This window comes from Candidatus Pantoea rara (assembly GCF_051136265.1).
GTDB classification, from domain to species: domain Bacteria; phylum Pseudomonadota; class Gammaproteobacteria; order Enterobacterales; family Enterobacteriaceae; genus Pantoea; species Pantoea rara.
The window spans coordinates 426,182-452,381 of the sequence record NZ_CP194942.1 but is presented as its reverse complement, the minus strand read 5'-3'; the positions used below and the strand labels follow the sequence as shown (position 1 = coordinate 452,381).

Here is a 26,200-nt window from a genome sequence, read left to right as displayed (position 1 = left end):
TTAGAGTACTTCTGGTGCCAGAGAGATAATTTTCATGAACTTTTCAGTACGAAGTTCACGAGTTACCGGCCCAAAAATACGCGTACCGATAGGCTGCTCACTGTTATTGTTCAGAATAACGCATGCATTACCATCGAAGCGAATGACAGAACCGTCCGGGCGACGAACACCCTTCCTGGTGCGCACCACTACCGCCTTCAGGACATCACCTTTTTTGACTTTACCACGAGGAATTGCTTCCTTGATGGTAACTTTGATGATGTCACCGACGCCTGCGTAGCGACGGTGCGAGCCACCCAGAACCTTGATACACATTACGCGACGTGCACCGGAGTTGTCGGCGACGTTCAGCATAGTCTGTTCTTGGATCATTTTAGTGCTCCGCTAATGTCAACTACTACTTCGGGACCTAAACCTCAGGTCGTTAGAAAGCCCCATAATTGAGGGCGCGGCATTGTAACACCGGTTCTCACAGATGGGTAGAAAAAATAAACGGCTCTCAATCGAGCCGCTGATTTTCCCTGATGACAGGGAGGGCGTATTCTAGGGAATAGTGCGAACAGTAGCAAATGTAATCTGCCTTATTTTTCGTCGCCTCCCAAATAAAGTGCCCTAAGCCCTCAACCAACCAGTTTTCTGGCCAGTTGGTTATGCTGATGCAGCACGGCTGGCAGTTCAATTCCGGCCAGTTGTCCGTCACGCACCCTGACTTTTCCGTTGATGATGCTGTAAGCAACCCGTCCCGGATTACAGAACACCAGAGCGGCGACAGGATCGTGCCCTGCCCCGCCCAGGCCAATGCGATTCAGATCAAAAATAGCAAGATCAGCCATCATGCCTGGCGCAATAGCGCCCACGTCATTACGATTCAACACTTTTGCTCCGCCCAGGGTTGCCAGCTCTAATGCCTGACGGGCCGTCATCGCATCCGGGCCGAAACCGACACGCTGTAGCAGCATCGCCTGACGCACCTCTGCCATCATGTCTGAGCTGTCATTAGAGGCGGAGCCATCCACACCCATTCCGACGTGTACACCGGCATCGCACATATGTCTTATTGGCGCAATGCCCGAGCCGAGACGCATGTTCGAGCAGGGACAGTGAGCAATGCCAGTACCGGTACGCGCAAAGAGCTCTATACCGTGCTGATCCAGTTTAACGCAGTGCGCATGCCAGACATCTGGTCCTACCCAGCCAAGGCTTTCAACATATTGTGCTGGCGTCATACTGAATTTTTCGCGGCTATAACGGATATCGCTGTCGTTCTCCGCCAGATGAGTGTGCATAGAAACTTTGAAGCTGCGTGCCAGTGCAGCGGATTGCTTCATCAGCTCACGGCTGACTGAGAACGGCGAGCATGGCGCCACCACGATACGTAGCATCGAACCATGACTGTCATCGTGGTAGCGCTCAATCACGCGCTGCGTATCCTTAAGGATCGCGGCTTCATTCTCAACCAGTGAATCGGGCGGCAGGCCACCCAGAGATTTACCAACGCTCATGCTGCCCCGGCTTGCATGAAAACGCATACCCATCAAGGCTGCCGCCTCTATGCTGTCATCAAGCTTACAGTCATTAGGGTAAACATAGAGGTGGTCACTGGTGGTGGTACAGCCGGAAAGCATTAACTCAGCCATCGAGATCTGCGTTGAGATATGAATCATCTCAGGCGTCAGATTTTGCCACAGTGGATAGAGATGGGTCAGCCAGTTGAAAAGCTCGCCATTTTGTACGGCGGGGATGGCGCGGGTCAGGCTCTGGTACATATGGTGATGCGTATTGATCAGGCCAGGAATAACAATATGTCCCCGCAGATCGATCATCTCATCCGCGCTATCGGGTAACGATCCTGCTTCCCCTACAGCAACGATCTGATTTCCTTTGATCAGAATGCTGGCGTTACGTATTTCACGACGGTCGGCATCCATGCAGACCACGCATTCGGCATTTTTCAGTAACAGCGTTTGTGCCATGCTATTGCCTGTGGGTTGTGATTGTATGCTACCCGATAATAGCGGCAAGCTTTTGGCAGAGCTAATCGCAGGTAACGCAGCCAACAGTGGCAACTTTAACAGTGACCGGCGTAAGCGGTCAGGACTCTCCATTTTCACGGCACATTTCCTTGTACAGTTATGATAACTCCGGCCTTTAGGGCCAGTAGCTTTCAGACTTCATTGCCTGAAGAGTCTCAGCTTAGACGTGCCAATCTGCTAAATTCTTGAGCGCCATCAAATCTGGACTGTCACAGGCACAAATGGATCAACCCCGTATTACAGACAAAAAAAAACCCTCTGCCGGAGCAGAGGGTTTCCTCAGAAAAAACAATTCTTATTACAGAACCGCTTTCTCGATTACGCGAACCAGGGTCCAGGATTTAGTCTTGGACAGTGGACGGCATTCGCGGATTTCTACCACGTCACCAATTCCACATTCATTGTTCTCGTCATGGATGTGCAGCTTAGTCGTACGTTTAATGAATTTGCCGTAGATCGGGTGTTTCACGAAACGTTCGATAGCAACAACTGCAGATTTCTGCATTTTGTCACTTACTACACGACCCTGCAGAGTACGGATTTTATCGGTCATTACGAACCCGCCTTCTCAGTCAGTAAAGTCTTAACGCGTGCAACATCACGGCGAACCTGTTTCAGCAGATGAGTCTGCTGCAGTTGGCCAGATGCTGCCTGCATGCGCAGGTTAAATTGCTCACGCAGCAGATTAAGCAGCTCAGTGTTCAGCTCTTCAACGCTTTTTTCACGCAGCTCAGTTGCTTTCATTACATCACCGTCTTAGTTACAAAGGTGGTTTTGATAGGCAGTTTTGCTGCTGCCAGCTTGAATGCTTCACGGGCCAGCTCTTCTGGTACGCCGTCCATTTCATACAGGACTTTACCAGGCTGGATCAGGGCAACCCAATACTCTACGTTACCCTTACCTTTACCCATACGCACTTCCAGCGGCTTCTCGGTGATCGGTTTGTCCGGGAATACTCGGATCCAGATCTTACCTTGACGCTTAACTGCACGGGTCATAGCACGACGTGCTGCTTCGATCTGACGAGCAGTCAGACGACCACGGCCAACAGCTTTCAGACCGAAAGTACCGAAGCTGACATCCGTACCCGCAGCCAGACCGCGGTTACGGCCTTTGTGCACTTTACGGAATTTCGTACGCTTTGGTTGTAACATCAGCGACTCTCCTTACTTACGGCCTTTACGCTGCTGCTTTTTAGGTTGAGCAGCCGGTTCCGGTTGTTCAACAGCAGCCATACCACCCAGGATCTCACCTTTGAAGATCCATACCTTAACGCCGATTACACCATAAGTGGTGTGCGCTTCAGAGGTGTTGTAGTCAATGTCAGCACGCAGTGTGTGCAATGGCACGCGACCTTCACGATACCATTCGGTACGTGCGATCTCGGCGCCACCCAGACGGCCGCTAACTTCGACTTTAATACCCTTCGCGCCAAGACGCATGGCGTTCTGAACTGCACGCTTCATAGCACGACGGAACATCACACGACGCTCCAGCTGTGAAGTGATGCTGTCAGCTACCAGTTTCGCGTCCAGTTCCGGCTTGCGGACTTCGGCGATATTAATCTGTGCAGGAACGCCAGCGATTTTCGCGACGACCGTACGCAGTTTTTCTACATCTTCGCCTTTCTTACCGATGACGATGCCCGGACGAGCGGTGTGAATAGTCACACGGATGCTCTTCGCTGGACGCTCGATAACGATACGAGAGACAGATGCTTTAGCCAGTTCCTTAGTCAGGAACTGACGTACTTTAAAATCGCTGTCCAGGTTGTCAGCGAATTCATTGGTGTTCGCAAACCAGGTAGAGTTCCATGGTTTTACAATACCCAGGCGAATACCATTAGGATGTACTTTCTGACCCATTGCTAGTCTCCAGAGTCTCAGCGATCGGACACAACCACAGTAATGTGGCTGGTGCGCTTCAGGATGCGATCTGCACGACCTTTGGCACGCGGCATAATGCGTTTCATGGTCGGACCTTCATCAACGAAAATTTTCGTGATTTTCAGATCGTCGATATCAGCGCCATCGTTGTGTTCGGCGTTAGCAATGGCAGATTCCAGAACTTTTTTGACCAGTACAGCCGCTTTCTTATTGGTGTAGGTCAAAATGTCCAGTGCCTGCGACACTTTCTTACCGCGAATCAGGTCAGCAACAAGGCGAACCTTCTGAGCAGAAGAACGAGCGTGGCGATGTTGAGCTAAAGTTTCCATCTCTTCCTCCTACTTATTTCTTCTTGGCTTTTTTATCAGCCGCGTGACCGCGATAAGTACGTGTCGGCGCGAATTCACCCAGTTTGTGACCAACCATTTCGTCGGAAACAAAGACAGGAACGTGCTGACGACCATTATGGACAGCGATGGTCAAACCGATCATGTTAGGAAAGATCGTTGAACGACGGGACCAAGTGCGCAAAGGCTTCTTGTCACCGCTTTCCACCGCTTTCTCTACCTTCTTCAGCAAGTGCAGGTCAATAAAAGGACCTTTCTTGAGAGAACGTGGCATGGCTTATCCTCTAATATTATTTGCTACGGCGACGTACGATAAACTTATCGGTACGCTTGTTGCTACGGGTCTTCTTACCTTTGGTCTGAACGCCCCACGGAGTTACCGGGTGCTTACCAAAGTTACGACCTTCACCACCACCGTGCGGGTGATCAACTGGGTTCATCGCGGTACCACGAACGGTAGGACGAACACCACGCCAACGGGCTGCACCAGCTTTACCCAGAACGCGAAGCATATGCTCAGCATTGCCGACTTCGCCCAGTGTTGCGCGGCAGTCAGACTCGACTTTACGCATTTCACCAGAACGCAGACGCAGGGTAACGTAAGAACCTTCACGCGCAACGATCTGCACGTAAGCACCGGCTGAGCGAGCAATCTGACCGCCTTTGCCTGGTTTCATTTCTACGTTATGCACGGTTGAACCCACCGGGATGTTACGCATCGGCAGAGTGTTACCTGCTTTAATCGCAGCATCAACGCCAGATTGGATCTGGTCGCCGGCTTTCAGGCCTTTAGGGGCCAGGATGTAACGGCGTTCGCCGTCTTTGTACAGAACCAGTGCGATGTTCGCAGAGCGGTTCGGATCGTACTCAAGACGTTCAACAACTGCCGGGATACCATCTTTGTTGCGTTTGAAGTCAACAATACGATATGCCTGCTTGTGACCACCACCGATATGACGGGTAGTGATACGACCATTGTTGTTACGGCCACCGGATTTGCTGTTTTTTTCTACCAGCGGGGCGAATGGTTTGCCCTTGTGCAGCTCCGCGTTTACCACTTTAACTACATGGCGACGACCCGGAGATGTCGGTTTACATTTAACAACTGCCATTGTCTTTCTCCTCCGACTTACTCAGCGCCGCCAGCGAAGTCCAGATTCTGGCCTTCTTTCAGGGTGACGTAAGCTTTTTTCCAGTCGCTACGACGACCGATACGCTGTCCTTGACGCTTAACTTTGCCCTTAACTACCAGGGTGTTTACGTCTTTAACTTCTACTTCGAACAGTTTCTCAACAGCAGCAACGATCTCTGCTTTGGTCGCGTCATTAGCAACTTTGAGAACGATGGTATTGGTTTTTTCCATCGCGCTAGATGCTTTTTCAGATACGTGCGGCGCGCGCAGTACTTTCAGCAGACGTTCTTCACGGATCATGCCAGCATCTCCTCAACTTGCTTAACTGCATCAGCAGTCATAACGACTTTGTCGAAGGCGATCAGGCTAACTGGGTCGATACCGGATGCATCACGCACGTCAACCTTGTACAGGTTACGCGCAGCCAGGAACAGATTCTCATCCAGTTCACCGGTGATGATCAGCACGTCTTCCAGAGCCATGTCTTTCAGTTTCTGTACCAGCAGCTTGGTTTTCGGTGCTTCTACAGCAAATGATTCGACAACGATCAGACGATCTTGACGTACCAGCTCGGACAGGATGCTTTTCAGCGCGCCGCGGTACATCTTTTTGTTAACTTTTTGACTGTGGTCCTGCGGCTTCGCAGCAAAGGTCACACCACCTGAACGCCAGATTGGGCTCTTTACAGAACCTGCACGCGCACGGCCGGTGCCTTTTTGACGCCATGGCTTTTTGCCTGAACCAGTTACTTCGGCGCGAGTTTTCTGCGCACGAGTACCCTGGCGGGCGCCAGATGCGTAAGCAACAACAACCTGGTGAACCAGCGCTTCGTTGAAATCACGACCGAAGGTAGTTTCGGAAACAGTCAGCGCGCTCTGCGCGTCTTTCAATACTAATTCCATTGCTATCCCCTTACGCCTTCACAGCTGGTTTAACGATCAGGTCGCTACCGGTAGCACCGGGAACTGCACCTTTAACCAGCAGCAGGTTGCGCTCAGCGTCAACACGTACTACGTCCAGACTCTGAACGGTTACGCGCTCATTACCCAGCTGACCTGCCATTTTCTTGCCTTTGAACACTTTGCCCGGAGTCTGGTTCTGACCGATAGAACCCGGAACGCGGTGAGACAAGGAGTTACCGTGAGTAGCGTCCTGGGTACGGAAGTTCCAGCGCTTAACGGTACCGGCGAAACCTTTACCTTTAGAGGTACCGGTTACGTCAACTTTCTTAACTTCAGCGAAAATCTCAACGCTGATGCTCTGACCTACAGAGTATTCTTCACCTTCAGCGGTGCGGAATTCCCACAGGCCACGGCCAGCTTCAACGCCAGCTTTAGCAAAATGACCAGCTTCAGGTTTGGTCACACGGTTTGCTTTTTTAGCACCGGTGGTAACCTGAATTGCCTGGTAACCATCGTTTTCCAGGCCTTTGACCTGAGTAACGCGGTTCGCTTCAACTTCGATTACGGTGACGGGGATAGAAACGCCATCTTCAGTGAAGATGCGGGTCATGCCCACTTTTTTACCGACTAAACCAATCATTGTTTCAACCTCTCAATCGCTCGATGACCTGATTAACCCAGGCTGATCTGCACGTCAACACCGGCAGCCAGATCCAGACGCATCAGAGCATCAACGGTTTTTTCAGTTGGCTCAACGATGTCTACCAGACGCTTGTGAGTGCGGATTTCGTACTGATCACGCGCATCTTTGTTAACGTGCGGAGAGATCAGAACGGTAAAACGCTCTTTGCGGGTTGGCAGCGGGATTGGACCACGAACCTGCGCACCAGTGCGCTTGGCGGTCTCAACGATTTCCGCGGTTGATTGATCGATCAGACGATGATCAAACGCTTTAAGACGGATACGGATTCTTTGGTTCTGCATGAGACCAGAGCTCCAAACTTTTTATAGACGAAAAAAATTACTACTCGAGCCCATTACGATTGATGGGAGAGTGTAATCGTTCAGCATATAACTCCCCAATTGGGAGTATTGTCAGGCGGCCTATATTTCAGCCGTCTGCGATTCTGCTCGAATCGCGCCTGCAATATCTGCAGGCCCGCGCATTATACGTAAATCTGTTCAGGAAGCAACCCGTGCTGACCTTTTACCCATGAAATAGTGGCCGATTCGTGAGGCGTGTGCCGCATTACGTTGCCATATTGCTGATAATTCTGTCATTCGGCTGTGAGGGAATTTCCGCAGTTCTTTATTCCTGGATGACACAGAACCTGAAGCCGATGAGAGTGCCTGTAGTCTTTTGTCTGGAACTGAATGATGTCACCTACTGTCACTACTCAAATTGCTGCCCTGGCTGGCGGAAGCGTATTAGGAAGTTTTCTTTCGCTGGCCTGTGCGCGCTTCTCCCCCGCTCTCTCACCCGCTCAATGGTTTGCGGCAATCTGCTTTCCCGGTTCACACTGTGACCATTGTCAGCAGCGCCTGCTATGGCGCGACACTTTGCCCCTGATAAGCTGGCCGGTGTTAAAAGGACGGTGTCGTATCTGTCATCATCCATTCAGTGCAGATAGCTTTATCACTGAATGGCTATTTGCAATGCTCTGCATGCTGGTGCAGCAAAGCTTTACTGATTCTACCGATGCTATTTTCATCCTCACTGCTTCCGGCCTCTTATTCCTGGCAGCTGCCATTGATCGTCATCACTTCTGCATACCTGACCCGCTAAGCTATCTGCTGCTCTGGCTGGGATTACTCCACGCGACCCTGACTGGAAACGAAACAACGGCGATAGGGGGTGCCCTGTCGGGCTACTGTGCATTATGGCTACTTGCCTGGAGCTATCGGCAGGTTCGCGGGTGCGAAGGATTAGGTTATGGCGATATGAAGCTATTCGCAGCGTTAGGTGCCTGCTGTGGCTGGCAGGCATTACCCTGGATTGCGCTGGGTGCCACTGTTCTGGCACTGGCGACTATCATGATGCTGCAAGTGCGAGGGTTAATTCAGGGGGACAGCCCGCTACCGTTTGGCCCTTTCCTGGCCATTGCGGGCTGGGTAACAATCGTTCTACAGACCCGTTTCACGCTTCTTTGATTTGAGCCTGCAGATAGTTCTGGATACCCATCTTCTGGATTAACTCAAGTTCCGTTTCAATCCAGTCGATGTGATGTTCTTCATCCGCCAGAATTTCAATCATCATGTCACGGCTGACATAGTCATGGACTTTGTCAGCATAGGAGATAGCTTCACGAAGATCCTTAGCACCTTCCAGCTCAAGATTCAGGTCTGAACTCAGCATCTCCTCAACATCCTCACCGATTCGCAACCGTCCCAGATCCTGAAGGTTTGGGATGCCTTCAAGAAAAAGAATACGCTCGATATATTTATCGGCATGCTTCATCTCATCGATCGACTCGTGGTACTCCACATCATTGAGGCGCGTCAGACCCCAGTTCTTAAACATGCGTGCATGCAGAAAATACTGATTGATGGCAACCAGCTCATTTCCAAGCAGTTTGTTGAGATGACTAATAACTTTTATATCGCCCTTCATTGTTAACCCTCCGCGTCTGGTTTATTAGAGCGTAGATGCGGTTAAAAAGAAGTCAAAAAAACGCGACAAATATTGTGGGTATTCACGTAGTAATCGCTGTCAGGCTATCTCTTTATATAGCGGTGCATGTTGCATCTCTTCATCCATGATTTCCCGCGCAGCGCGAATACATTTGCCGCATTGTTTGCCAACTGGCACAAACTGACGCAATTGCTGGATAGATTTAGGCTGATAGCGACGCACGACTTCACGAAGCGTTTTATCACTGATGGCATTACACAGGCAGACGTACATTGATTCATCACTCGGGTACATTTTCTGCACACAGTGTAAATACGAATCGTTTTTATTACAAACCACCCTTTACAGGGTTATGTCGATTTTTAAGCAAAAAAAAAGAGCACCGAAGTGCTCTTTTCACTGTGTTTCAACAGTGGCCGTTACACGACCACTATAGATATCACAATTAAGCGATAACTTTAGCAACAACACCCGCGCCAACGGTACGGCCACCTTCGCGGATTGCGAAGCGCAGACCTTCGTCCATTGCGATTGGGTGAATCAGGGTAACAACCATTTTGATGTTGTCGCCTGGCATTACCATTTCAACGCCTTCTGGCAGCTCTACTGAGCCGGTCACATCAGTTGTACGGAAGTAGAACTGTGGACGATAGCCTTTGAAGAACGGAGTATGGCGGCCACCTTCGTCTTTAGACAGAACGTAAACTTCTGACTCGAACTGGGTGTGTGGCTTGATTGAGCCTGGCTTAGCCAGAACCTGGCCACGCTGGATGTCTTCACGCTTGATACCGCGCAGCAGAACACCACAGTTTTCGCCTGCCTGACCCTGGTCCAGCAGCTTACGGAACATCTCAACACCGGTACAGGTTGATTTCGCAGTATCTTTGATACCCACGATTTCAACTTCGTCGCCGACTTTAACGATGCCGCGCTCAACACGACCGGTAACAACAGTACCACGGCCAGAGATTGAGAATACGTCTTCGATTGGCAGCAGGAACGGCATGTCGATCGCACGCTGTGGTTCTGGGATGTAGTTGTCCAGATGCTCAGCCAGTTCCAGGATTTTAGCTTCCCAGTCAGCTTCGCCTTCCAGTGCTTTCAGAGCAGAACCACGAACGATTGGCGTGTCGTCGCCTGGGAAGTCATAGGCTGACAGCAGGTCACGAACTTCCATTTCAACCAGTTCCAGCAGCTCTTCATCATCAACCATGTCACACTTGTTCAGGAACACGATGATGTAAGGAACGCCAACCTGACGACCCAGCAGGATGTGCTCACGGGTCTGTGGCATCGGGCCATCAGTCGCAGCAACAACCAGGATCGCGCCGTCCATCTGCGCAGCACCGGTGATCATGTTTTTCACATAGTCGGCGTGGCCTGGGCAGTCAACGTGCGCATAGTGGCGAGTCGGGGTTTCATACTCAACGTGTGAAGTGTTGATGGTGATACCACGTGCTTTCTCTTCTGGTGCGTTATCGATCTGATCGAATGCACGAGCCTGGCCGCCGTAAGTTTTAGACAGTACGGTGGTGATAGCTGCAGTCAGGGTGGTTTTACCGTGGTCGACGTGACCGATGGTGCCCACGTTTACGTGCAGTTTGTTACGCTGAAATTGCTCTTTCGCCATGGCGATAATTCCTTACGTTGTGCCTTCACCATCTGGGTGAAGGCATCAGTTCAAATTTAAACCGTAGCTTATTTGCTACGAGCTTCAATAACGGCCTGCGCTACGTTGTTCGGCGCATCGTCATACTTCAGGAACTCCATGGAGTAAGAAGCACGACCTTTGGTCAGAGAACGCAGCTGAGTTGCGTATCCGAACATCTCAGACAACGGAACTTCAGCGTGAATCTGAACGCCAGTAGCGTTAGATTCCTGCCCTTTAAGCATACCACGACGACGGCTAAGGTCACCGATGACATCACCCGTGTTCTCTTCAGGCGTTTCAACTTCAACCTTCATGATAGGCTCAAGCAGAACTGGTTTCGCTTGTTTAAAGCCTTGTTTGAAGGCAATAGATGCGGCCAGTTTAAACGCCAGTTCTGAGGAGTCGACATCATGGTATGAACCATAGTGCAGACGCACGCCCAGATCCACAACCGGATAGCCAGCCAGAGGGCCTGATTTCAGCTGCTCCTGGATGCCTTTATCAACCGCAGGGATGTATTCACCAGGAATTACACCACCTTTGATGTCGTTGACAAATTCGTAGCCTTTCGGATTCGAACCTGGCTCCAGTGGGTACATGTCGATAACAACATGACCGTACTGACCACGACCACCAGACTGCTTGGCGTGTTTACCTTCGACATCGGTAACTTTGGTACGAATCGCTTCACGGTAAGCAACCTGTGGTTTACCCACGTTTGCTTCAACGTTGAATTCACGCTTCATACGGTCAACGATGATGTCGAGGTGCAATTCACCCATACCCGCGATGATGGTCTGGTTTGATTCTTCATCAGTCCATACGCGGAATGATGGATCTTCTTTTGCCAGACGGCCCAGAGCCAGACCCATTTTTTCCTGGTCAGCTTTGGTTTTCGGCTCAACGGCGATAGAGATTACCGGCTCCGGGAACTCCATGCGCTCAAGGATGATGACGTTATCTGGATCACACAGGGTGTCACCAGTGGTCACATCTTTCAGGCCGATCGCAGCTGCGATATCACCCGCACGAACTTCTTTAATCTCTTCACGCTTGTTAGCGTGCATCTGAACGATACGGCCCAGACGCTCACGGTTTGACTTAACCGGGTTGAACACGGTGTCACCCGTGTTAACAATACCGGAGTAAACGCGGAAGAAGGTCAGGTTACCCACGAACGGGTCGGTAGCGATTTTGAACGCCAGTGCAGCAAACGGCTCGCTGTCGTCAGAATGGCGAACAGCCGGCGTGTCTTTACCGTCGTCCAGCATACCGTTGATCGCGGTAACGTCAGTCGGTGCTGGCAGATATTCTACAACTGCATCCAGCATCGCCTGAACACCTTTGTTCTTAAATGCAGAACCACAGGTAACCAGGATGATTTCGTTGTTCAGAACACGCTTACGCAGAGATGTTTTGATCTCTTCTTCAGTCAGTTCTTCACCGCTGAAGAATTTCTCCATCAGCTCTTCAGAGCCTTCAGCAGCGGCTTCAACCAGCTTCGCATGCCATTCTTCAGCCAGTTCCTGCATATCAGCTGGAATATCTTCGTAGTCGAAGGTGACGCCCTGATCTGCGTCGTTCCAGTTGATAGCTTTCATTTTCACCAGGTCAACCACACCAGTGAATTTCTCTTCTGCGCCGATAGCCAGCTGCAGAGGAACTGGAGTTGCGCCCAGACGAACTTCCATCTGGTTAACAACTTTCAGGAAGTTAGCACCCATGCGGTCCATTTTGTTAACGAACGCAATGCGTGGAACTTTATATTTGTTAGCCTGACGCCATACGGTCTCAGACTGTGGCTGAACGCCACCAACTGCACAGTAAACCATTACCGCGCCATCAAGCACACGCATAGAACGTTCAACTTCGATGGTGAAGTCAACGTGTCCTGGGGTGTCGATGATGTTGATGTGGTGCGGTTCAAACTGCTTGGCCATACCAGACCAGTAACAGGTGGTCGCAGCGGAAGTGATGGTAATACCACGTTCCTGTTCCTGCTCCATCCAGTCCATGGTTGCTGCGCCGTCATGTACTTCACCGATTTTGTGGTTTACACCGGTGTAGAACAGAACGCGTTCGGTAGTGGTAGTCTTACCGGCGTCGATGTGCGCACTGATACCGATGTTACGGTAGCGAGCAATGGGTGTTTTACGAGCCATTTGATTCCTCTGATTCTCGGGCGTTCAAGGTAAGTCGACCCCAGCGGGTTGGCTGATTGAGCGCCCGCTGGTTTAACAACTACGTGGTGATTACCAACGGTAGTGTGCGAACGCCTTGTTGGCTTCTGCCATGCGGTGAACGTCTTCACGTTTCTTAACTGCAGTACCTTTGTTCTCTGCAGCATCAGAAAGTTCGTTCGCCAGGCGAAGAGCCATTGATTTATCACCGCGTTTACGAGCAGCATCTACGATCCAGCGCATTGCCAGAGCATTACGACGAACCGGGCGGACTTCAACTGGTACCTGATAAGTAGAACCACCAACGCGACGTGACTTAACTTCGACAGTCGGACGCACGTTTTCCAGGGCTACTTCAAAAGATTCCAGTGCGTTTTTACCTGAACGCTGAGCCAGGGTCTCAAGCGCGGTATAAACGATTGATTCTGCAGTAGATTTTTTACCATCTACCATCAGGATATTTACAAATTTGGCCAGCAGCTCTGATCCGAACTTAGGATCTGGCAGAATTTTACGCTGACCAATGACGCGACGACGTGGCATGGAAATACTCCGTTGTTAATTCAGGATTGTCCAAAACTCTATGAGTTTATTATGACATTTAATTTAAAACGTTTGGCCTTACTTAACGGAGAACCATTAAGCCTTTGGCTTCTTCACGCCGTACTTGGAGCGAGCCTGCTTACGGTCTTTAACACCTGAGCAGTCAAGCGCGCCACGAACGGTATGGTAACGCACACCTGGCAAGTCTTTTACACGACCGCCACGGATCAGGATCACGGAGTGTTCCTGCAGGTTATGACCTTCACCACCAATGTAGGAGGTAACTTCAAAACCGTTGGTCAAACGCACACGGCAGACTTTACGCAGTGCGGAGTTTGGTTTCTTAGGAGTGGTGGTGTACACACGAGTACAAACGCCACGTTTTTGCGGGCAAGCTTCCAGCGCCGGCACGTTGCTCTTTGCAACTTTGCGGACGCGTGGTTTGCGAACCAGCTGGTTAACTGTTGCCATTAAATAGCTCCTGGATTTGCTTTTGCTTCGTAAACACGTAATAAATCGCCTCGTAGAATTACGAGGAGGCAGAATTTTAGGGCTGAGTCAAAGGGGTGTCAAGAAATAACCAGGTTTTAGCCGATTACCACACGATTTGTTGCTGATGCCTGATCGTTAGCGTGACAAAGCCATTATAGTCTATTGACTGCACACTGGTCGAAATTTGTGCAGTGAGGCCGCGAGCCTGAACATCTTCGTCCAGCACCCACAATGTCGCATTGCTCCTGGAGAGCTGCATCAATGCGCGACTCCCCGCTAAGGCGGCCAGCACGCCATCCTGCAGCAGCAGCAGGTCATCGCCTGCATCTGCCATTAAAAGCAGAGTCTCAAGGTCACTGTGTGCCGGTGAGTGCATTAAAGTGTGCAGCATTAACGTCTCTTAAAAAGTCAGGATGCGATCGTAGCTGGCCAGCATCTGCCGCAACGCCGGCGCGTCCAGTAGCGTAACATCCAGCAACCGGTCAGCGTCAACCTCTAATCCACGCGCGATCAGCGATGTCCGACAGAGATAGCACTGCTCAATGTCATACAGCGCCAGCACGCCAAAGGTCGCCGCATAGTGACGGCTCTTAATCGTCTCAGGGTGCTGATGCAGATTCAGCTGCAGAACACCATCACCGATAAAAAACAGGCCGATATCTTCGCTGAGTGCACCCGTGGCCAGCGCGGCATCCAATCCTTCGCGCCCTGCACTGCTGCCGTGAGGTGCCCGGGTAAAAACAAATGCGACACGATTCATCAGAACTGCACCATGCGTTCACAGCTCAGCGCCGCTTCCGCCAGCGCCCCCAGACCACTCAGTGTAAAGCCCGGCTGCAGGTTACTGCCTGCCAGCTGGAGCCGGGCCGCTTCCTGCGCATCGCTGACACCTCGCCGCAGCGCGGCCGCCACACAGATGTTCAGTGCCACACCCTCCTCCTGATGTAATGCCTGCCACGCGCGCACCAGGTCAAATTCATCACTGGCCGGCGCGGTGAGCTGGTTAGCATTCAGCACCCCTTCGCGATAGAAGAAAACACTTTCAAGCTCATGGCCCGCCGCCAGCAGCGCGCGGGCAAACAGGTATGCACTGGTCGCCTGTTGCGTTCCGTAGGCCGGGCCGGTGACCATCAGCGTGTAACGCATTACCGATCCTGTCCCTGGAAGTCGCCATTTTTGAACTGGCGAATGTAGAGATAGACGGTGTGCTTCGAAATGTTCAGCCGATCAGCCACCTGGTTGATGGCATCCTTGATATCGAAGATTCCCTTCTCATACAGGTTGAGCACAATCTGACGGTTCTTGGCGTTGTTCGACACATTGCGGTCAGCGCTCACTTCTTCAATGGTGAACTCCAGCGTCTGCATCACCAGATCATCGACTGAACTGGCAAAGTTGACGTTGGAATCAACCTGCTGCATCTCGGGCGGCATAAAGGTCGACATGATCTGTGAGAACGGCACATCCAGGTTCATATTAATGCAGAGCAGGCCAATGACCCGTTGCTGACGGTTGCGAATCGCAATCGTGACCGACTTCATCAGCACGCCGCTTTTGGCACGCGTGAAATAGGCGCGGGAGACATTGCTGTCAGCGCCATGCATGTCGTGCAGCATACGCAGGGCTAAATCGGTGATAGGCGAACCCACTTTACGGCCGGTATGTTCCCCATTGGCAATACGCACAGCCGAACACTTAAGATCTTCAAGCGAATGCAGGACGATTTCACAATGCGAGCCGATCAACATCGCCAGGCCATCCACGACAGCCTCGTACGATTTCAGAATATCGTAATCAGTTTGTTCGAACGGGCGCTGCTCCAGAAGATCGAAGTCGCTCAGTTCACCCGGATTGAATGGATTAGACATTGAAGAGTATCACCCTGAATGGCTGGAGCCTGTCACAGCGGCTTATGGGCAGACTCAATATGGGATAATTAGGCAGGCATTAGTCTGGCAAATGTCGTCGGCTTATGCCAGAGGTTTGTCGTGAGGCTAAAATGAAACCGCCGCCCGGAGGCGGCGGTCAGCAGATTACTGCGCTTTTTCAGCAGCAGCAGGCGCAGGGGCCTGTGCTTTTTCATCTGCTTTAGGCGCTGGTTTGATATCAAGCAGCTCAACATCAAATACCAGGGTGGAGTTAGCCGGGATGCCCGGAACGCCATTTTTGCCGTAAGCCAGGTTTGGTGGGATCACCAGCTTAATCTTGCCGCCTTTCTTCACGTGCTTAAGGCCTTCAGTCCAGCCCGGGATAACACCATCCAGACGGAATGAAAGTGGCTCGCCACGGGTATAAGAGTTGTCGAATTCAGTACCGTCAATCAGCGTACCTTTGTAGTTCACTACTACAGTGTCGCTGTCTTTAGGTGCGTCGCCGGTGCCCTCTTTCTCAACTTTATACAGCAGGCCGCTTTCGGTTTTCTTCACGCCGCTCTCTTTAGCAAATTTGGTTGCGAAGGCTTCACCCTTTTCAGAGTTCTCTTTCGCATCTTTTTCCATTTTCGCTGAGGCTGCGCCTTTCACGCGGCCTTCAAAGGATTGCAGCGTCTGCTCAATCTCTTCATCAGACAGCTTGCTCTTGCCACCAAACGCATCCTGAACACCCGCAATAAGCTGCTGCTTATCCAGTTTGATGCCCAGTTTTTCCTGTTCCTTCAGGGAGTTGTCCATGTAGCGACCCAGTGAAGCACCCAGTGCGTAGGCAGACTGCTGGTCTTCATCTTTGAAAGCAGCATTTTTAGGTGCCTGCGGCGCGGACTGCGGCGCGGCGGCTGGTGCAGCCTGTGGCGCCGCAGCGGTGTCTGCTGCCATTGCCATTGGTGCATTCAGTGCAACAGCCATAGTGGTAGCTAACAATGTGACTTTAAACAGTGATTTCATCCATTCTCCAAAACCGAAGCGTCTAACCTCGGGAAACATTGCGGACTTCAGGGCCCACACTATAACTTTACGTGGCAGTGTCGAACACTCCCACAATGTAATTACCCGGTCTACCTCCGACCTTTATAACATCGGGAAGTTTCATCAGAGATGATGCCGCGCTGCCTTTTTTCAAGCGCAACGCCGTCAATCATGAAAAAAACAGGTGATTCCTGACATTCAGGTCGTAGAATCACGCCCGGAGTCGCACCTTAACAGAGGAACAGGTCATGCAACAATCTGAGTGGGAACAACGTCTGGAGACGTTAGAGAGCAAACTGGCCTTTCAGGAGATGACTATCGATCAGCTGAACAGCGCGGTGGTTCAGCACGAGCTGGAGATGAATAAGATGCGTGAACAGATGCGCATCTTAACCGACAAGCTCAAAGCGAATGCGCCCTCGATCGTCGCCTCACAGTCTGAAGAAACGCCACCCCCGCACTACTGATTGCGGGTCATCTGGCCCCGGTTCAGCCGGGCAGAACCAGAGTAACAGCCAAAAGAAAGGCCACCCGGAGGTGGCCTTTAAAGGTCTGTTGAGACTTAGTGGCTGCAGCCGCAACCGCCAGTTCCACAACCGCCTTTACCTTGATCATGGTCGTGATCATGATCATGGCCGTGATCGTGGTCGTGATGATGGCCATCTGCACCGTGAACGTGGCCATGAGCCAGTTCTTCCGGGGTGGCTTCACGGATAGCAACGACTTCAACGTTGAAGTTCAGGTTCTGACCCGCCAGCATATGGTTACCATCAACCACAACGTGGTCATCTTCCACTTCGGTGATTTCCACCGGTACCGGACCCTGATCGGTCTCTGCCAGGAAGCGCATGCCAACCTGCAGTTCGTCAACGCCCATGAAGACGTCTTTAGGAACGCGCTGTACCAGGTTGTCGTCGTACTGCCCGTAAGCATCGTTTGCAGGAATATGCACGTCAAACTTGTCGCCGGCAATGTGGTTTTCCAGCGCATTTTCCAGACCAGAAATCAGGGAACCATGACCGTGCAGGTAGTCTAACGGTGCACTCACCGGTGACTCGTCAACTAACACGCCGTCTTCTGTACGTACCTGATAGGCCAGGCTTACCACCAGGTCTTTTGCTACTTTCATGATATCTCCTAACCGTTGAGAGCTGAGATCCCGTCTCATTGGTCTATTCTTGCGTGCAATAACACCAACCAGAAAGGTTCGGGGCTGAGTACAAGAGGGGTTTCACTTTCTCTTGCGACTTCAGCCTTAATGGCGACAATTGTAACGGAATTCAATCCCGCTGTAAGTTTAAGCGTAAAAAAAGCTGCCCGATTCCGCTACTCAGGATGGAAAATGCCGATAACCTGCTCATTGGTACGAACCTGATCGCGCGCCTGCTTATCCGCCTCACGCATCTGGTGACCACACTTCACGCACTCCACGACATCGACATTATTTTCACGCCACATCGCCAGCGTGTCCTTCTCCTGGCAGTGCGGGCATGTCGCACCGGCAATAAAACGTTTACGCATTTTCTTCTGCCTGTTTATAAAGGTTATTCTTCATCATCCCAGCCGTCGATCTGCCGCTTTTCGCGCTGCATTTCGCGCTGGAAGATATCTTCCAGTTCACGCCGCGCTTCACGGACGCGCGAAGCCTGCGCGCTCTCAGAAAGATTGGGCATCAGCTCGCGCAGCATACGCATGTCAAGCCGGCGGAAATGCTGCTGGGCGCGATGCGCCTGATGCGGATGCATCCCCAGCGTCATCAGAGTCTTACGTCCCAGCTCCAGCGCACTGGAGAACGTCTCACGTGAGAACTGCGTGACGCCCGCCTGTAACAGCTCATGTGCTTCAACGCGGCCACGGGCGCGCGCCTGAATCTGTAACTGCGGAAAATGCTGCTGGCACAGATGTACAATATTCATCACATCTTCCGGTTCATTACAGGTGATCACAATCGACTGAGCGCTGGCCGCACCGGCCGCCCGCAGCAGCTCCAGCTCCGTGGCATCGCCGTAGTAGACCTTATAGCCATATTTCCGCATCAGACTCACCACGCTAATATCGCGCTCAAGCACCGTGATGCGTTTGTTATTCGCCATCAACAGACGGCCCACCACCTGCCCGAAGCGACCAAAGCCCACCACAATCACCTGCGGCTGATCGTCTTCAACAAAGTGTTTTTCTGCATCTTCATCTGGCTCGTTGAAGCGGCGTGCCAGCAGACGATCGATGCCTTTCATCAGTAGCGGCGTGGTCATCATCGACAGGGTAACCGTCACCAGCAACATCGGCAGTTGATCGCCAGAGAAGAGTTTTGCAGAAGAGGCCGCTGAAAAGAGCACGAAAGCGAATTCGCCCCCCTGACTCAGCACGCCCGCGAACTGCTGACGCTCGGAACTGCGCAGGCCATAAATGCGCCCCAGCACATAGAGCACCAGCGTTTTCACTGCCACCAGCGTCACGACACCCAGCAGAATGGTCACAATATGGGTATAGAGCACACCGAGGTTGAGCGCCATGCCAACTGAAATAAAGAACAGGCCCAGCAGTAAACCCTTGAACGGGTCGATAGCGACTTCCAGCTCATGCCGGTATTCGCTTTCCGCCAGCAGGATCCCCGCAATAAATGTCCCCAGCGCCATCGACAGGCCCAGCGCATCCATAAACAGCGCGGAACCCAGCACCAGCAACAGCGAAGCTGCGGTAAAGACCTCGCGCACGCCCGATGCAGCGATGTAGCGGAAGATCGGCCGCAGCAGATAGCGTCCGCCCACCAGCATCCCGGCAAACGCCAGCACTTTCATGCCGACCTTCATCCAGTCGATATGACCGCTGTCGGTTCCGGCCAGCAGCGGGATCAGCGCCAGGGCAGGAATCACCGCGATATCCTGAAACAGCAGCACTGAAAAGCCCAGTTGCCCCGCTTCGCTGCGGTTCATGCCCTTATCCATCATCAGCTGCAGCGCCATGGCGGTCGAGGACATCGCCAGACCTATACCGCCGATGATCGCAGCCTGCCAGCTAAAGGCGGTCAGCCACAATAAGCCGCCGAGAATGGCTGCTGAGAAGATGACCTGCGCTGCGCCGACGCCAAAAATGGAGCGGCGCAGCGCCCACAGCTTTGCCGGATTCAGCTCCAGCCCGATAATAAACATCAGGAAAACCACACCGAGCTCAGAGAAGTGGAGAATCTCATCGACGTCGCTGATAAAGCCTAATCCCCACGGGCCGATGGCGATGCCCGCCACCAGATAACCCAGAACAGCACCAATACCGAGGCGCGCTGCCACCGGTACAATCAATACCGCCGCGACCAGATAAATCACCCCGGCGGTCAGCAGCGTTTGCCCTTCCATCTATACCCCTCCATTCGGCAGCGGTGCTGCCAGCCAGTCACCATAGGCGCGAGCGTAATTTTTCATTAATTCAGGACTCTGACGACGCGCCATGTAAATAATCATCGGCGGCATCCAGTGCATACGGCACATCTGCGCGGTCAGCTCAAAAGGACGCATAATGTCGTTAAGCGAATAGCGGTTCAGACCCTGTTGTTTAAAGGCACTTTCCGGTTCTCCGGTCGTGACCACGCTGCGCCAGTACTTTCCTTCCAGCGCATTGCCATCCACGCCATTGGCGAAGCCGCGTGACAGGACCCTGTCCAGCCACTCTTTCAGCAGCGCCGGACAGCTATAGGTATAGATTGGATGCTGGAAAATGATGACGTCATGTTCGCGCAGTAATTGTTGTTCATGATGAATATCGATAAAAAAATCCGGATAGGCCGCGTACAGATCGTGCACGGTGACATGTTCCAGAGCCTGAGCCGGCTGTAGCAAAATCCGATTCGCGATCGAATCCTGTGATTCCGGGTGAGCATAAAGCAGCAAAACCCTGGGTGGCTGCGACATCCTTTCCCTCCAAAGCGTCGTCATTGGTGCGGTTTTCCGCTACCATGCACGACGCAGCAAAATCTCATTATGTTGCCAGTAAATTAACATATTCTGACGATACGGCGCTTACATGATTGTCTTCTCAGCCTTACAAATTCGCCGCGGCATCCGCGTCCTGCTCGACAACGCCACCGCCACCATTAATCCCGGCCAGAAGGTCGGGCTGGTGGGTAAAAACGGCTGTGGAAAATCCACGCTGCTGTCGCTGTTAAAAGGTGAAATCACCAGCGATGCCGGTACCGTCACATTCCCCACTCACTGGGCGCTGGCCTGGGTGAATCAGGAAACCCCTGCGCTGGATAAAGCCGCGCTGGAGTACGTGATCGATGGCGACCGCCAGTTCCGTCAGCTTGAAGCTGAACTGGCAGACGCTAATCTCCGCGACGATGGCAATGCTATCGCGCTGCTGCATGGCAAGCTGGATGCGGTGCAGGCATGGAGCATCCATGCGCGCGCCTCAAGCCTGCTGCATGGTCTGGGCTTCAGCCAGGAACAGCTGCAGCGTCCGGTCAGCGACTTCTCCGGTGGCTGGCGCATGCGCCTCAACCTGGCACAGGCGCTGATTTGTCGTTCCGATCTGCTGCTACTGGATGAACCGACCAACCACCTCGATCTCGATGCGGTCATTTGGCTGGAGCGCTGGCTGAAGAGTTATGAAGGCACGCTGATCCTGATCTCGCACGATCGTGATTTCCTCGATCCGGTCATCGACAAAATTATCCATATCGAACAGGAGTCGATGTTCGAATACACCGGCAACTACAGCTCCTTTGAACGGCAGCGCGTCGCCAAACTGGCTCAGCAACAGGCGCTGTATGAGAGCCAGCAGGAGAAAGTGGCGCACTTGCACAGCTACATTGATCGCTTCCGTGCTCAGGCCACTAAGGCGAAGCAGGCACAGAGCCGTATCAAGATGCTGGAGCGCATGGAGATGATCGCGCCTGCCCATGTCGACAACCCCTTTAGCTTCACCTTCCGCAAGCCGGAAAACCTGCCTAATCCGCTGATGAAAATGGAGAAGGTCACCGCAGGTTATGGCGATCGTATTATTCTCGACGCCATCAAGCTCAACCTGGTGCCAGGCTCGCGCATTGGCTTGCTGGGTCGTAACGGTGCCGGTAAATCGACCCTGATTAAGCTGCTGGCGGGAGAGCTGGAAGCGATGGATGGCAAGATGGGGCTGGCGAAAGGGATCAAGCTTGGTTACTTCGCCCAACATCAGCTGGAGTACCTGCGGGCTGATGAGTCGCCGCTGCAGCATCTGGCACGCATAGCGCCTAAAGTACTGGAACAGCAACTGCGCGACTACCTGGGCGGCTTCGATTTCCGTGGCGACAAAGTCACTGAGAACACCGAGCGCTTCTCCGGCGGAGAGAAAGCGCGACTGGTGCTGGCGCTGATTGTCTGGCAGCGCCCTAACCTGCTGCTGCTGGATGAACCTACCAACCACCTTGATCTTGATATGCGCCAGGCGCTGACCGAAGCGCTGATCGACTTCGAAGGTGCCCTGGTCGTGGTCTCACACGACCGTCACCTGCTGCGCGCGACCACCGACGATCTCTATCTGGTGCACGATGGCAAAGTGGATGTGTTTGAAGGTGACCTCGATGATTATCAGCAATGGCTGAGCGATCTGCAGAAGCAGCAGGCGCAACAGGATGCCGCACCAAAGCAGGATAACGGCAACAGTGCCCAGGCGCGTAAAGATCAGAAGCGCCGGGATGCCGAACTTCGCACCCAGACCCAGCCGCTGCGCAAAGAGATAGAGAAGCTGGAAAAGCAGATGAGCAAGTGGCAGAGCCAGCTGGCCGATGCCGAAGCTCAGCTCTCAGACAGTGCGATTTATGATCAGAGCCGTAAAGCGGACCTGACCACTGCGCTGCAGCGTCAGGCAGAGAGTAAATCTGCGCTGGAGGAGGTTGAGATGGCGTGGCTGGAAGCGCAGGAACAACTCGAACAGATTATGGCCTCATAAAAATACGCTCCCCACGAGCGGGGAGCGTCTCTTTTAACGGGGTTTATCACCCAGCACGGTTGCGCGCTGCATGATCCGCCGCGCAGGATAGTAGTCGGCATTGGCATAATGCTGCGTGACCCGATTATCCCAGATAGCCAGATCGTCTGGCTGCCAGCGCCAGCGCACCTGAAACTCCGGTTTGGTGGCGTGCGCAAACAGGAAGCTCAGCACCGCATCACTCTCCTTCTCGCTTAAATCCACGATCCGCGTGGTAAAACCCTCATTCACAAACAGCGCTTTTTTACCGCTGACCGGATGCGTGCGGATCACGGGGTGCTGCACCGGCGGATGTTTCGCCACCGCCTGCTGCCAGCGCTGGTGCTCCTCCTCGCTTTTACGGTACTTATACTCCTGGAATGACTTTTTGAAATCATGCTCGGCGTAAAGACCTGCCAGCAACTGCTTAAAGGGCGCCGACAGCGCCTCGTAAGCCGCCACCCCGCTGGTCCAGAGCGTGTCACCTCCCGACTCCGGTAACACCTTCGAGGCCAGCAGCGCGACAGCGGGTGGTGTCTCAATAAAGGTGACATCCGTGTGCCAGTTGTCATTATCCGGCGGATTATCCTGATGGGTATCGAGGACGATAATCTCTTCGACGCCCTCCGCATGCGGATAGACCGGATGGATATGCAGGTCGCCAAAGCGGATCGCCAGTGCACGATGCTGTTCCGGCGTAATCTTCTGGTCACGCAGAAACAGCACCTGGTGACGCAGCAGACCATGATAAAGCTGCTCAAACTGCGCATCACTCAATGGGCGAGAGACATCCAGGTTAGAGACCTGTGCGCCGATGTAAGGACCAAGCGGGGTAAAACGCAGACGTTCATTCATGATTGTTCTCCACTCCAGGGCGTCAGACGGCGCTGCAACGCGCGAAGCCCAAGTTCTAAGCTAAAAGCGATAAAAGCGATCACTGCGATACCCGCCAGCACCACATCGGTGGCGAGAAACTCTCCCGCTGACTGCACCATAAAACCGAGGCCCCGCGTGGCAGCAATCAGCTCCGCTGCCACCAGCGTTGACCAGCCCACCCCCAGCCCGATGCGCAGACCGGTGAGAATTTCTGGCAGCGCGCCCGGCAGAATCACCCAGCGCAGCAACTGCCAGCGGTTAGCCCCCAGCGAGCGTGCCGCACGAATCCGCACATGCTGGGTGTTTCGCACCCCAGCCAGAGTGGAGAGTGTCACCGGCGCGAAGATGGCCAGGTAGATCAGCAGGATTTTCGACGTCTCACCAATGCCGAACCAGATCACCATCAGCGGCAGATAGGCGAGTGGCGGAATCGGGCGATAGATTTCGATAAGCGGATCGAGTATCCCGCGTGCTACCGGGCTGAGACCCATCAGAATTCCCACAGGAATGCCGATGGCGGCCGCCGCCGTCAGCGCAATCAGCATCCGTGTCAGGCTGGCGGCCAGATGCTGCCACAGCGTGGCATCCATAAAGCCCTGCGCGCTGGCAATCAGCAGCAGCTTGCTGAACACCTGCTGGGGTGACGGCAGGAACAGCGGAGCAATCAGACCCAGCGCAGTCACACCCCACCAGAGCAGCAACAGCAAAGAGAGACTCAGCATGCTTAGCGTAAAGGCGGTTGAAAACGGCCAGCGCAAACGACGGCGCACTGGCAGAGACTTGTCGTGGATTAATGCGCTCATGCAAACGCCTCCCGCTGATCAAATACCCGGCTCAGTACATATTCGCGCTGGGCGATAAACTGCGGATCGGATTTGATGCTGCGGCACGACTCGCCTGCGGCAAAGCGCTGACCAAAGCCGGGACGTAACCGCTCCACGATGCGGCCCGGTCCTGGCGACAACAGAATCAGTTCACTGGCCAAAAAAATAGCCTCTTCAATATCGTGCGTAATCAGCAGGATCTGTTTACCGCTGTCGCGCCACAGCGTCAGCAGCAGGGTCTGCATCTGCTCGCGGGTAAAGGCATCGAGTGCGCCGAAAGGCTCATCCAGCAGCAGCAGTTGCGGATCGGTGGCGAGCGCACGCGCAATACCTACCCGCTGACGCTGACCGCCGGACAACTGCCAGATGGCGCGCTTCTCCGCACCCTCCAGCCCCACCTGCCTGATGAGCTTCCGCGCGATGGCCTCGCGCGCCGGGCGCGACATCCCCGCCAGCTGCAGGCCAAAAGCGACGTTATCCAGCACGTTACGCCATGGCAGTAAGCCTTCATTCTGAAACACCACGCCGCGCTCGGCACCAGGCCCCGTTACTGGCTGGTTATCCAGCGTGATGCTGCCCGATTCCACCGGCAGAAATCCGGCAACCAGATTCAGCAACGTGGTTTTACCGCAGCCGGAAGGACCGAGCACCACCAGCAGTTCATGGCTGTCCAGCTGCAGATTGATATCCTGCAACACCGGCTGTCCGGCATAACGTGCATTAAGGTGAGCAATACGCAGCATAGTGCCTCCTTAGGGTTTAACTAATGGCGCGACGAAACGGGAGGTCACGTAGCTGCTGTAGTCGTTATCCGCCTGAGGCACTCTGCCCTGCGCTTTCAGGAACTGCGCAGTATCGACAATTGCTTTATTGACCGGTTTGCCCAGCTGCTCAACCTGCTGCTGCGCCGTGAGGTAGGTATTGCCCTTCACCAGATCCGGCACCTGCGCTTCCGGCACCCCGCTGAGGCGAGAGAGTTTGCTAAGGTTATCAGGCTGCTTCAGCCAGCCGTCGGGACTGTTAAGGTAGGCCTGCTGCGCATCAAGCGCGCTGCGGGCAAAGGCGGTCACGATCTCCGGATGCTGCTCAGCGAAATCTTTACGAACCACCCAGACATCCAGCGTCGGCGATCCCCAGCTCCCCACTTCCGCTGAGTCGGTCAGCACCTTGCCCTGTTTTTCCAGTTCATTCACCGCAGGCGCCCAGACGTAAGCGCCATCAATGTCGCCACGCTGCCAGGCCGCGATAATCGCAGCCGGCTGCAGATTAACCAGCTGTACCTGCGACGGTTGAATGCCCCAGTGCTTCAGTGCAGCCAACAGGCTGTAATGGGTAGTAGAGATGAACGGCACTGCGATGCGCTTGCCGATAAGATCTTTGGGTGTGGTGATGTTCTTCTTCACTACCAGCGCTTCAGAGTTGCCCAGCTGAGAGGCAAGTAAAAAGGCTTCAATTGGCAGCTTCTGCGCCGCCGCGACCGCTAACGGGCTGGAACCGATGTTACCAATCTGGACGTCGCCGGACGCCAGCGCGCGTAATACGCCTGCACCGCTGTCAAACTTACGCCAGTCGACGCTGGCCCCGCTCTCTTTGGCAAAACTGTTATCAGCCTGTGCCACTTTCGCCGGTTCGGCAGAGGTCTGGTACGCGACAGTGACATTGACTGCATCAGCCCGAAATGCCATCAGCGCCAGCGCTGCGGCTAAGAAAGTTAAACGTGTTGCTGCCATGATCACTACCCCACCCTTTTAATCGTAGAGGCAGTGTCTCTGCGCGCGATAGTTTCACAAAGGAATTAAAAATTATCCCTAATAGAAATAAGTTCTTAGATCACTATCTGCAAAACTAAGCTGAAAATCGCAAAT

Annotated in this window: 35 protein-coding genes; 3 read left to right on the top strand and 32 right to left on the bottom strand. The window is 53.2% G+C overall.

Annotated elements, in window-relative coordinates:
• The 13 genes from rplN to rpsJ all read right to left on the bottom strand — a co-directional run bounded on the left by rplN (nt 1) and on the right by rpsJ (nt 7,284).
• Nucleotides 1–372 carry a 50S ribosomal protein L14 gene (rplN, locus tag ACR8BF_RS02135; protein WP_006120590.1) on the bottom strand — a complete coding sequence of 124 codons (372 nt, stop codon included), beginning with the start codon at nt 370–372 and terminating at the stop codon, nt 1–3.
• 248 nt (nt 373–620) lie between these two features.
• Complete coding sequence (locus ACR8BF_RS02130; RefSeq protein WP_313701937.1) at nt 621–1,973, bottom strand: 8-oxoguanine deaminase; 1,353 nt, start codon at nt 1,971–1,973, stop codon at nt 621–623.
• A 358-nt stretch (nt 1,974–2,331) separates the two neighbouring features.
• On the bottom strand, nt 2,332–2,586 hold the full coding sequence (gene rpsQ, locus ACR8BF_RS02125; protein ID WP_003850147.1) for a 30S ribosomal protein S17: 255 nt from the start codon (nt 2,584–2,586) through the stop codon (nt 2,332–2,334).
• Complete coding sequence (gene rpmC / locus ACR8BF_RS02120) at nt 2,586–2,777, bottom strand: 50S ribosomal protein L29 (protein ID WP_003850146.1); 192 nt, start codon at nt 2,775–2,777, stop codon at nt 2,586–2,588. Before rpmC ends, rpsQ begins: the two co-directional genes overlap by 1 nt.
• Nucleotides 2,777–3,187 carry a 50S ribosomal protein L16 gene (gene rplP / locus ACR8BF_RS02115; protein WP_008927134.1) on the bottom strand — a complete coding sequence of 137 codons (411 nt, stop codon included), beginning with the start codon at nt 3,185–3,187 and terminating at the stop codon, nt 2,777–2,779. Before rplP ends, rpmC begins: the two co-directional genes overlap by 1 nt.
• Nucleotides 3,188–3,199: 12 nt before the next feature.
• A complete protein-coding gene (gene rpsC / locus ACR8BF_RS02110; protein ID WP_008927135.1) occupies nt 3,200–3,898 on the bottom strand; it encodes a 30S ribosomal protein S3 in 699 nt (232 codons plus the stop codon).
• A gap of 17 nt (nt 3,899–3,915) precedes the next feature.
• Nucleotides 3,916–4,248 carry a 50S ribosomal protein L22 gene (gene rplV / locus ACR8BF_RS02105; protein WP_008927136.1) on the bottom strand — a complete coding sequence of 111 codons (333 nt, stop codon included), beginning with the start codon at nt 4,246–4,248 and terminating at the stop codon, nt 3,916–3,918.
• Between the two features lie 13 nt (nt 4,249–4,261).
• Nucleotides 4,262–4,540, bottom strand: coding sequence for a 30S ribosomal protein S19 (gene rpsS, locus ACR8BF_RS02100; protein ID WP_001138115.1), 279 nt, complete (start codon nt 4,538–4,540; stop codon nt 4,262–4,264).
• Between the two features lie 16 nt (nt 4,541–4,556).
• Entirely contained in the window at nt 4,557–5,378 is an 822-nt protein-coding gene (rplB, locus tag ACR8BF_RS02095; protein WP_008927137.1) for a 50S ribosomal protein L2, read from the bottom strand.
• A 17-nt stretch (nt 5,379–5,395) separates the two neighbouring features.
• Nucleotides 5,396–5,698 (bottom strand): 50S ribosomal protein L23, encoded by a 303-nt coding sequence (rplW, locus tag ACR8BF_RS02090; protein ID WP_003850708.1) that lies wholly within the window; start codon nt 5,696–5,698, stop codon nt 5,396–5,398.
• Nucleotides 5,695–6,300 carry a 50S ribosomal protein L4 gene (gene rplD, locus ACR8BF_RS02085; RefSeq protein ID WP_003850711.1) on the bottom strand — a complete coding sequence of 202 codons (606 nt, stop codon included), beginning with the start codon at nt 6,298–6,300 and terminating at the stop codon, nt 5,695–5,697. Before rplD ends, rplW begins: the two co-directional genes overlap by 4 nt.
• Nucleotides 6,301–6,310: 10 nt before the next feature.
• Entirely contained in the window at nt 6,311–6,940 is a 630-nt protein-coding gene (gene rplC, locus ACR8BF_RS02080) for a 50S ribosomal protein L3 (RefSeq protein ID WP_003850712.1), read from the bottom strand.
• Nucleotides 6,941–6,972: 32 nt separating this feature from the next.
• Nucleotides 6,973–7,284, bottom strand: a complete 312-nt coding sequence (gene rpsJ / locus ACR8BF_RS02075) for a 30S ribosomal protein S10 (RefSeq protein WP_001181005.1) — start codon at nt 7,282–7,284, stop codon at nt 6,973–6,975.
• Nucleotides 7,285–7,677: 393 nt separating this feature from the next.
• On the opposite strand from rpsJ, the gene ACR8BF_RS02070 reads away from it, so the two are divergent.
• Nucleotides 7,678–8,451 carry a prepilin peptidase gene (locus ACR8BF_RS02070; protein WP_434745906.1) on the top strand — a complete coding sequence of 258 codons (774 nt, stop codon included), beginning with the start codon at nt 7,678–7,680 and terminating at the stop codon, nt 8,449–8,451.
• On the opposite strand, the gene bfr is transcribed toward ACR8BF_RS02070, so the two are convergent.
• The 11 genes from bfr to fkpA all read right to left on the bottom strand — a co-directional run bounded on the left by bfr (nt 8,438) and on the right by fkpA (nt 16,677).
• A complete protein-coding gene (gene bfr, locus ACR8BF_RS02065; RefSeq protein ID WP_179898879.1) occupies nt 8,438–8,911 on the bottom strand; it encodes a bacterioferritin in 474 nt (157 codons plus the stop codon). The genes ACR8BF_RS02070 and bfr overlap by 14 nt on opposite strands.
• A 99-nt stretch (nt 8,912–9,010) precedes the next feature.
• Entirely contained in the window at nt 9,011–9,205 is a 195-nt protein-coding gene (bfd, locus tag ACR8BF_RS02060) for a bacterioferritin-associated ferredoxin (protein WP_179898893.1), read from the bottom strand.
• A gap of 172 nt (nt 9,206–9,377) precedes the next feature.
• Nucleotides 9,378–10,562: an elongation factor Tu gene (gene tuf / locus ACR8BF_RS02055; RefSeq protein ID WP_179898878.1), complete on the bottom strand. Its 1,185-nt coding sequence runs from the start codon at nt 10,560–10,562 to the stop codon at nt 9,378–9,380.
• A 68-nt stretch (nt 10,563–10,630) separates the two neighbouring features.
• Entirely contained in the window at nt 10,631–12,745 is a 2,115-nt protein-coding gene (gene fusA, locus ACR8BF_RS02050) for an elongation factor G (RefSeq protein WP_179898877.1), read from the bottom strand.
• Nucleotides 12,746–12,835: 90 nt separating this feature from the next.
• Nucleotides 12,836–13,306 carry a 30S ribosomal protein S7 gene (gene rpsG, locus ACR8BF_RS02045; RefSeq protein WP_003852909.1) on the bottom strand — a complete coding sequence of 157 codons (471 nt, stop codon included), beginning with the start codon at nt 13,304–13,306 and terminating at the stop codon, nt 12,836–12,838.
• Between the two features lie 96 nt (nt 13,307–13,402).
• Nucleotides 13,403–13,777, bottom strand: a complete 375-nt coding sequence (rpsL, locus tag ACR8BF_RS02040; RefSeq protein ID WP_003852912.1) for a 30S ribosomal protein S12 — start codon at nt 13,775–13,777, stop codon at nt 13,403–13,405.
• Nucleotides 13,778–13,901: 124 nt separating this feature from the next.
• Nucleotides 13,902–14,189, bottom strand: coding sequence for a sulfurtransferase complex subunit TusB (gene tusB, locus ACR8BF_RS02035; RefSeq protein ID WP_292986826.1), 288 nt, complete (start codon nt 14,187–14,189; stop codon nt 13,902–13,904).
• A 9-nt stretch (nt 14,190–14,198) separates the two neighbouring features.
• Nucleotides 14,199–14,558 (bottom strand): sulfurtransferase complex subunit TusC, encoded by a 360-nt coding sequence (tusC, locus tag ACR8BF_RS02030; RefSeq protein ID WP_179898875.1) that lies wholly within the window; start codon nt 14,556–14,558, stop codon nt 14,199–14,201.
• A complete protein-coding gene (tusD, locus tag ACR8BF_RS02025; RefSeq protein ID WP_179898874.1) occupies nt 14,558–14,944 on the bottom strand; it encodes a sulfurtransferase complex subunit TusD in 387 nt (128 codons plus the stop codon). Before tusD ends, tusC begins: the two co-directional genes overlap by 1 nt.
• Nucleotides 14,944–15,666, bottom strand: coding sequence for a helix-turn-helix transcriptional regulator (locus ACR8BF_RS02020; RefSeq protein ID WP_136196209.1), 723 nt, complete (start codon nt 15,664–15,666; stop codon nt 14,944–14,946). The genes tusD and ACR8BF_RS02020 overlap by 1 nt, the downstream gene beginning before the upstream one ends.
• 165 nt (nt 15,667–15,831) lie before the next feature.
• Complete coding sequence (gene fkpA / locus ACR8BF_RS02015; protein WP_179898873.1) at nt 15,832–16,677, bottom strand: FKBP-type peptidyl-prolyl cis-trans isomerase; 846 nt, start codon at nt 16,675–16,677, stop codon at nt 15,832–15,834.
• Between the two features lie 269 nt (nt 16,678–16,946).
• Between fkpA and ACR8BF_RS02010 the strand changes: the two genes are divergently transcribed.
• Entirely contained in the window at nt 16,947–17,165 is a 219-nt protein-coding gene (locus ACR8BF_RS02010; protein WP_010253031.1) for a SlyX family protein, read from the top strand.
• Between the two features lie 95 nt (nt 17,166–17,260).
• Here ACR8BF_RS02010 and slyD read toward each other — a convergent pair whose 3' ends face one another.
• The 4 genes from slyD to kefG all read right to left on the bottom strand — a co-directional run bounded on the left by slyD (nt 17,261) and on the right by kefG (nt 20,600).
• Nucleotides 17,261–17,827, bottom strand: coding sequence for a peptidylprolyl isomerase (gene slyD / locus ACR8BF_RS02005; protein ID WP_010671583.1), 567 nt, complete (start codon nt 17,825–17,827; stop codon nt 17,261–17,263).
• A gap of 197 nt (nt 17,828–18,024) precedes the next feature.
• Nucleotides 18,025–18,219: a YheV family putative zinc ribbon protein gene (locus ACR8BF_RS02000; RefSeq protein ID WP_010253033.1), complete on the bottom strand. Its 195-nt coding sequence runs from the start codon at nt 18,217–18,219 to the stop codon at nt 18,025–18,027.
• 23 nt (nt 18,220–18,242) lie between these two features.
• The gene (gene kefB / locus ACR8BF_RS01995; protein WP_179898872.1) at nt 18,243–20,048 is read right to left on the bottom strand and encodes a glutathione-regulated potassium-efflux system protein KefB; all 1,806 of its coding nucleotides are present in this window, start codon (nt 20,046–20,048) and stop codon (nt 18,243–18,245) included.
• Nucleotides 20,049–20,600, bottom strand: a complete 552-nt coding sequence (gene kefG, locus ACR8BF_RS01990) for a glutathione-regulated potassium-efflux system ancillary protein KefG (RefSeq protein ID WP_179898871.1) — start codon at nt 20,598–20,600, stop codon at nt 20,049–20,051.
• 112 nt (nt 20,601–20,712) lie between these two features.
• Here kefG and ACR8BF_RS01985 point away from each other — a divergent pair, with 112 nt between their 5' ends.
• Nucleotides 20,713–22,617 (top strand): ABC transporter ATP-binding protein, encoded by a 1,905-nt coding sequence (locus ACR8BF_RS01985; RefSeq protein WP_136196205.1) that lies wholly within the window; start codon nt 20,713–20,715, stop codon nt 22,615–22,617.
• A 33-nt stretch (nt 22,618–22,650) separates the two neighbouring features.
• Here the strand turns inward: ACR8BF_RS01985 and tauD are convergent, their stop codons facing one another.
• The 4 genes from tauD to tauA are packed head-to-tail and all read right to left on the bottom strand — an operon-like array spanning nt 22,651 to nt 26,065.
• The gene (gene tauD / locus ACR8BF_RS01980; RefSeq protein WP_434745494.1) at nt 22,651–23,490 is read right to left on the bottom strand and encodes a taurine dioxygenase; all 840 of its coding nucleotides are present in this window, start codon (nt 23,488–23,490) and stop codon (nt 22,651–22,653) included.
• Nucleotides 23,487–24,314: a taurine ABC transporter permease TauC gene (gene tauC / locus ACR8BF_RS01975; protein ID WP_434745493.1), complete on the bottom strand. Its 828-nt coding sequence runs from the start codon at nt 24,312–24,314 to the stop codon at nt 23,487–23,489. Before tauC ends, tauD begins: the two co-directional genes overlap by 4 nt.
• Nucleotides 24,311–25,078: a taurine ABC transporter ATP-binding subunit gene (gene tauB, locus ACR8BF_RS01970; RefSeq protein ID WP_283546929.1), complete on the bottom strand. Its 768-nt coding sequence runs from the start codon at nt 25,076–25,078 to the stop codon at nt 24,311–24,313. Before tauB ends, tauC begins: the two co-directional genes overlap by 4 nt.
• Nucleotides 25,079–25,087: 9 nt before the next feature.
• A complete protein-coding gene (gene tauA / locus ACR8BF_RS01965; protein ID WP_434745492.1) occupies nt 25,088–26,065 on the bottom strand; it encodes a taurine ABC transporter substrate-binding protein in 978 nt (325 codons plus the stop codon).
• Nucleotides 26,066–26,200: the final 135 nt, after the last annotated feature.

Excerpts from the sequence above, each read along its gene's own strand:
- tauC (WP_434745493.1), bottom strand. The coding sequence starts at position 24,314 with ATGAGCGCATTAATCCACGACAAGTCTCTGCCAGTGCGCCGTCGTTTG.
- rplB (WP_008927137.1), bottom strand. The coding sequence starts at position 5,378 with ATGGCAGTTGTTAAATGTAAACCGACATCTCCGGGTCGTCGCCATGTA.
- bfd (WP_179898893.1), bottom strand. The coding sequence starts at position 9,205 with ATGTACGTCTGCCTGTGTAATGCCATCAGTGATAAAACGCTTCGTGAA.
- rpsG (WP_003852909.1), bottom strand. The coding sequence starts at position 13,306 with ATGCCACGTCGTCGCGTCATTGGTCAGCGTAAAATTCTGCCAGATCCT.
- tusB (WP_292986826.1), bottom strand. The coding sequence starts at position 14,189 with ATGCTGCACACTTTAATGCACTCACCGGCACACAGTGACCTTGAGACT.
- bfr (WP_179898879.1), bottom strand. The coding sequence starts at position 8,911 with ATGAAGGGCGATATAAAAGTTATTAGTCATCTCAACAAACTGCTTGGA.
- tuf (WP_179898878.1), bottom strand. The coding sequence starts at position 10,562 with ATGGCGAAAGAGCAATTTCAGCGTAACAAACTGCACGTAAACGTGGGC.
- rplV (WP_008927136.1), bottom strand. The coding sequence starts at position 4,248 with ATGGAAACTTTAGCTCAACATCGCCACGCTCGTTCTTCTGCTCAGAAG.
- rpsL (WP_003852912.1), bottom strand. The coding sequence starts at position 13,777 with ATGGCAACAGTTAACCAGCTGGTTCGCAAACCACGCGTCCGCAAAGTT.
- ACR8BF_RS01985 (WP_136196205.1), top strand. The coding sequence starts at position 20,713 with ATGATTGTCTTCTCAGCCTTACAAATTCGCCGCGGCATCCGCGTCCTG.
- tusD (WP_179898874.1), bottom strand. The coding sequence starts at position 14,944 with ATGCGTTACACGCTGATGGTCACCGGCCCGGCCTACGGAACGCAACAG.
- rplC (WP_003850712.1), bottom strand. The coding sequence starts at position 6,940 with ATGATTGGTTTAGTCGGTAAAAAAGTGGGCATGACCCGCATCTTCACT.
- slyD (WP_010671583.1), bottom strand. The coding sequence starts at position 17,827 with ATGAAAGTAGCAAAAGACCTGGTGGTAAGCCTGGCCTATCAGGTACGT.
- kefB (WP_179898872.1), bottom strand. The coding sequence starts at position 20,048 with ATGGAAGGGCAAACGCTGCTGACCGCCGGGGTGATTTATCTGGTCGCG.
- rpsC (WP_008927135.1), bottom strand. The coding sequence starts at position 3,898 with ATGGGTCAGAAAGTACATCCTAATGGTATTCGCCTGGGTATTGTAAAA.
- ACR8BF_RS02070 (WP_434745906.1), top strand. The coding sequence starts at position 7,678 with ATGTCACCTACTGTCACTACTCAAATTGCTGCCCTGGCTGGCGGAAGC.
- rplN (WP_006120590.1), bottom strand. The coding sequence starts at position 372 with ATGATCCAAGAACAGACTATGCTGAACGTCGCCGACAACTCCGGTGCA.
- rplP (WP_008927134.1), bottom strand. The coding sequence starts at position 3,187 with ATGTTACAACCAAAGCGTACGAAATTCCGTAAAGTGCACAAAGGCCGT.
- rplD (WP_003850711.1), bottom strand. The coding sequence starts at position 6,300 with ATGGAATTAGTATTGAAAGACGCGCAGAGCGCGCTGACTGTTTCCGAA.
- tusC (WP_179898875.1), bottom strand. The coding sequence starts at position 14,558 with ATGAATCGTGTCGCATTTGTTTTTACCCGGGCACCTCACGGCAGCAGT.
- fusA (WP_179898877.1), bottom strand. The coding sequence starts at position 12,745 with ATGGCTCGTAAAACACCCATTGCTCGCTACCGTAACATCGGTATCAGT.
- rpsS (WP_001138115.1), bottom strand. The coding sequence starts at position 4,540 with ATGCCACGTTCTCTCAAGAAAGGTCCTTTTATTGACCTGCACTTGCTG.
- rpmC (WP_003850146.1), bottom strand. The coding sequence starts at position 2,777 with ATGAAAGCAACTGAGCTGCGTGAAAAAAGCGTTGAAGAGCTGAACACT.
- ACR8BF_RS02010 (WP_010253031.1), top strand. The coding sequence starts at position 16,947 with ATGCAACAATCTGAGTGGGAACAACGTCTGGAGACGTTAGAGAGCAAA.
- tauD (WP_434745494.1), bottom strand. The coding sequence starts at position 23,490 with ATGAATGAACGTCTGCGTTTTACCCCGCTTGGTCCTTACATCGGCGCA.
- ACR8BF_RS02020 (WP_136196209.1), bottom strand. The coding sequence starts at position 15,666 with ATGTCTAATCCATTCAATCCGGGTGAACTGAGCGACTTCGATCTTCTG.
- tauA (WP_434745492.1), bottom strand. The coding sequence starts at position 26,065 with ATGGCAGCAACACGTTTAACTTTCTTAGCCGCAGCGCTGGCGCTGATG.
- rpsQ (WP_003850147.1), bottom strand. The coding sequence starts at position 2,586 with ATGACCGATAAAATCCGTACTCTGCAGGGTCGTGTAGTAAGTGACAAA.
- fkpA (WP_179898873.1), bottom strand. The coding sequence starts at position 16,677 with ATGAAATCACTGTTTAAAGTCACATTGTTAGCTACCACTATGGCTGTT.
- kefG (WP_179898871.1), bottom strand. The coding sequence starts at position 20,600 with ATGTCGCAGCCACCCAGGGTTTTGCTGCTTTATGCTCACCCGGAATCA.
- ACR8BF_RS02130 (WP_313701937.1), bottom strand. The coding sequence starts at position 1,973 with ATGGCACAAACGCTGTTACTGAAAAATGCCGAATGCGTGGTCTGCATG.
- ACR8BF_RS02000 (WP_010253033.1), bottom strand. The coding sequence starts at position 18,219 with ATGCGTAAACGTTTTATTGCCGGTGCGACATGCCCGCACTGCCAGGAG.
- rpsJ (WP_001181005.1), bottom strand. The coding sequence starts at position 7,284 with ATGCAGAACCAAAGAATCCGTATCCGTCTTAAAGCGTTTGATCATCGT.
- tauB (WP_283546929.1), bottom strand. The coding sequence starts at position 25,078 with ATGCTGCGTATTGCTCACCTTAATGCACGTTATGCCGGACAGCCGGTG.
- rplW (WP_003850708.1), bottom strand. The coding sequence starts at position 5,698 with ATGATCCGTGAAGAACGTCTGCTGAAAGTACTGCGCGCGCCGCACGTA.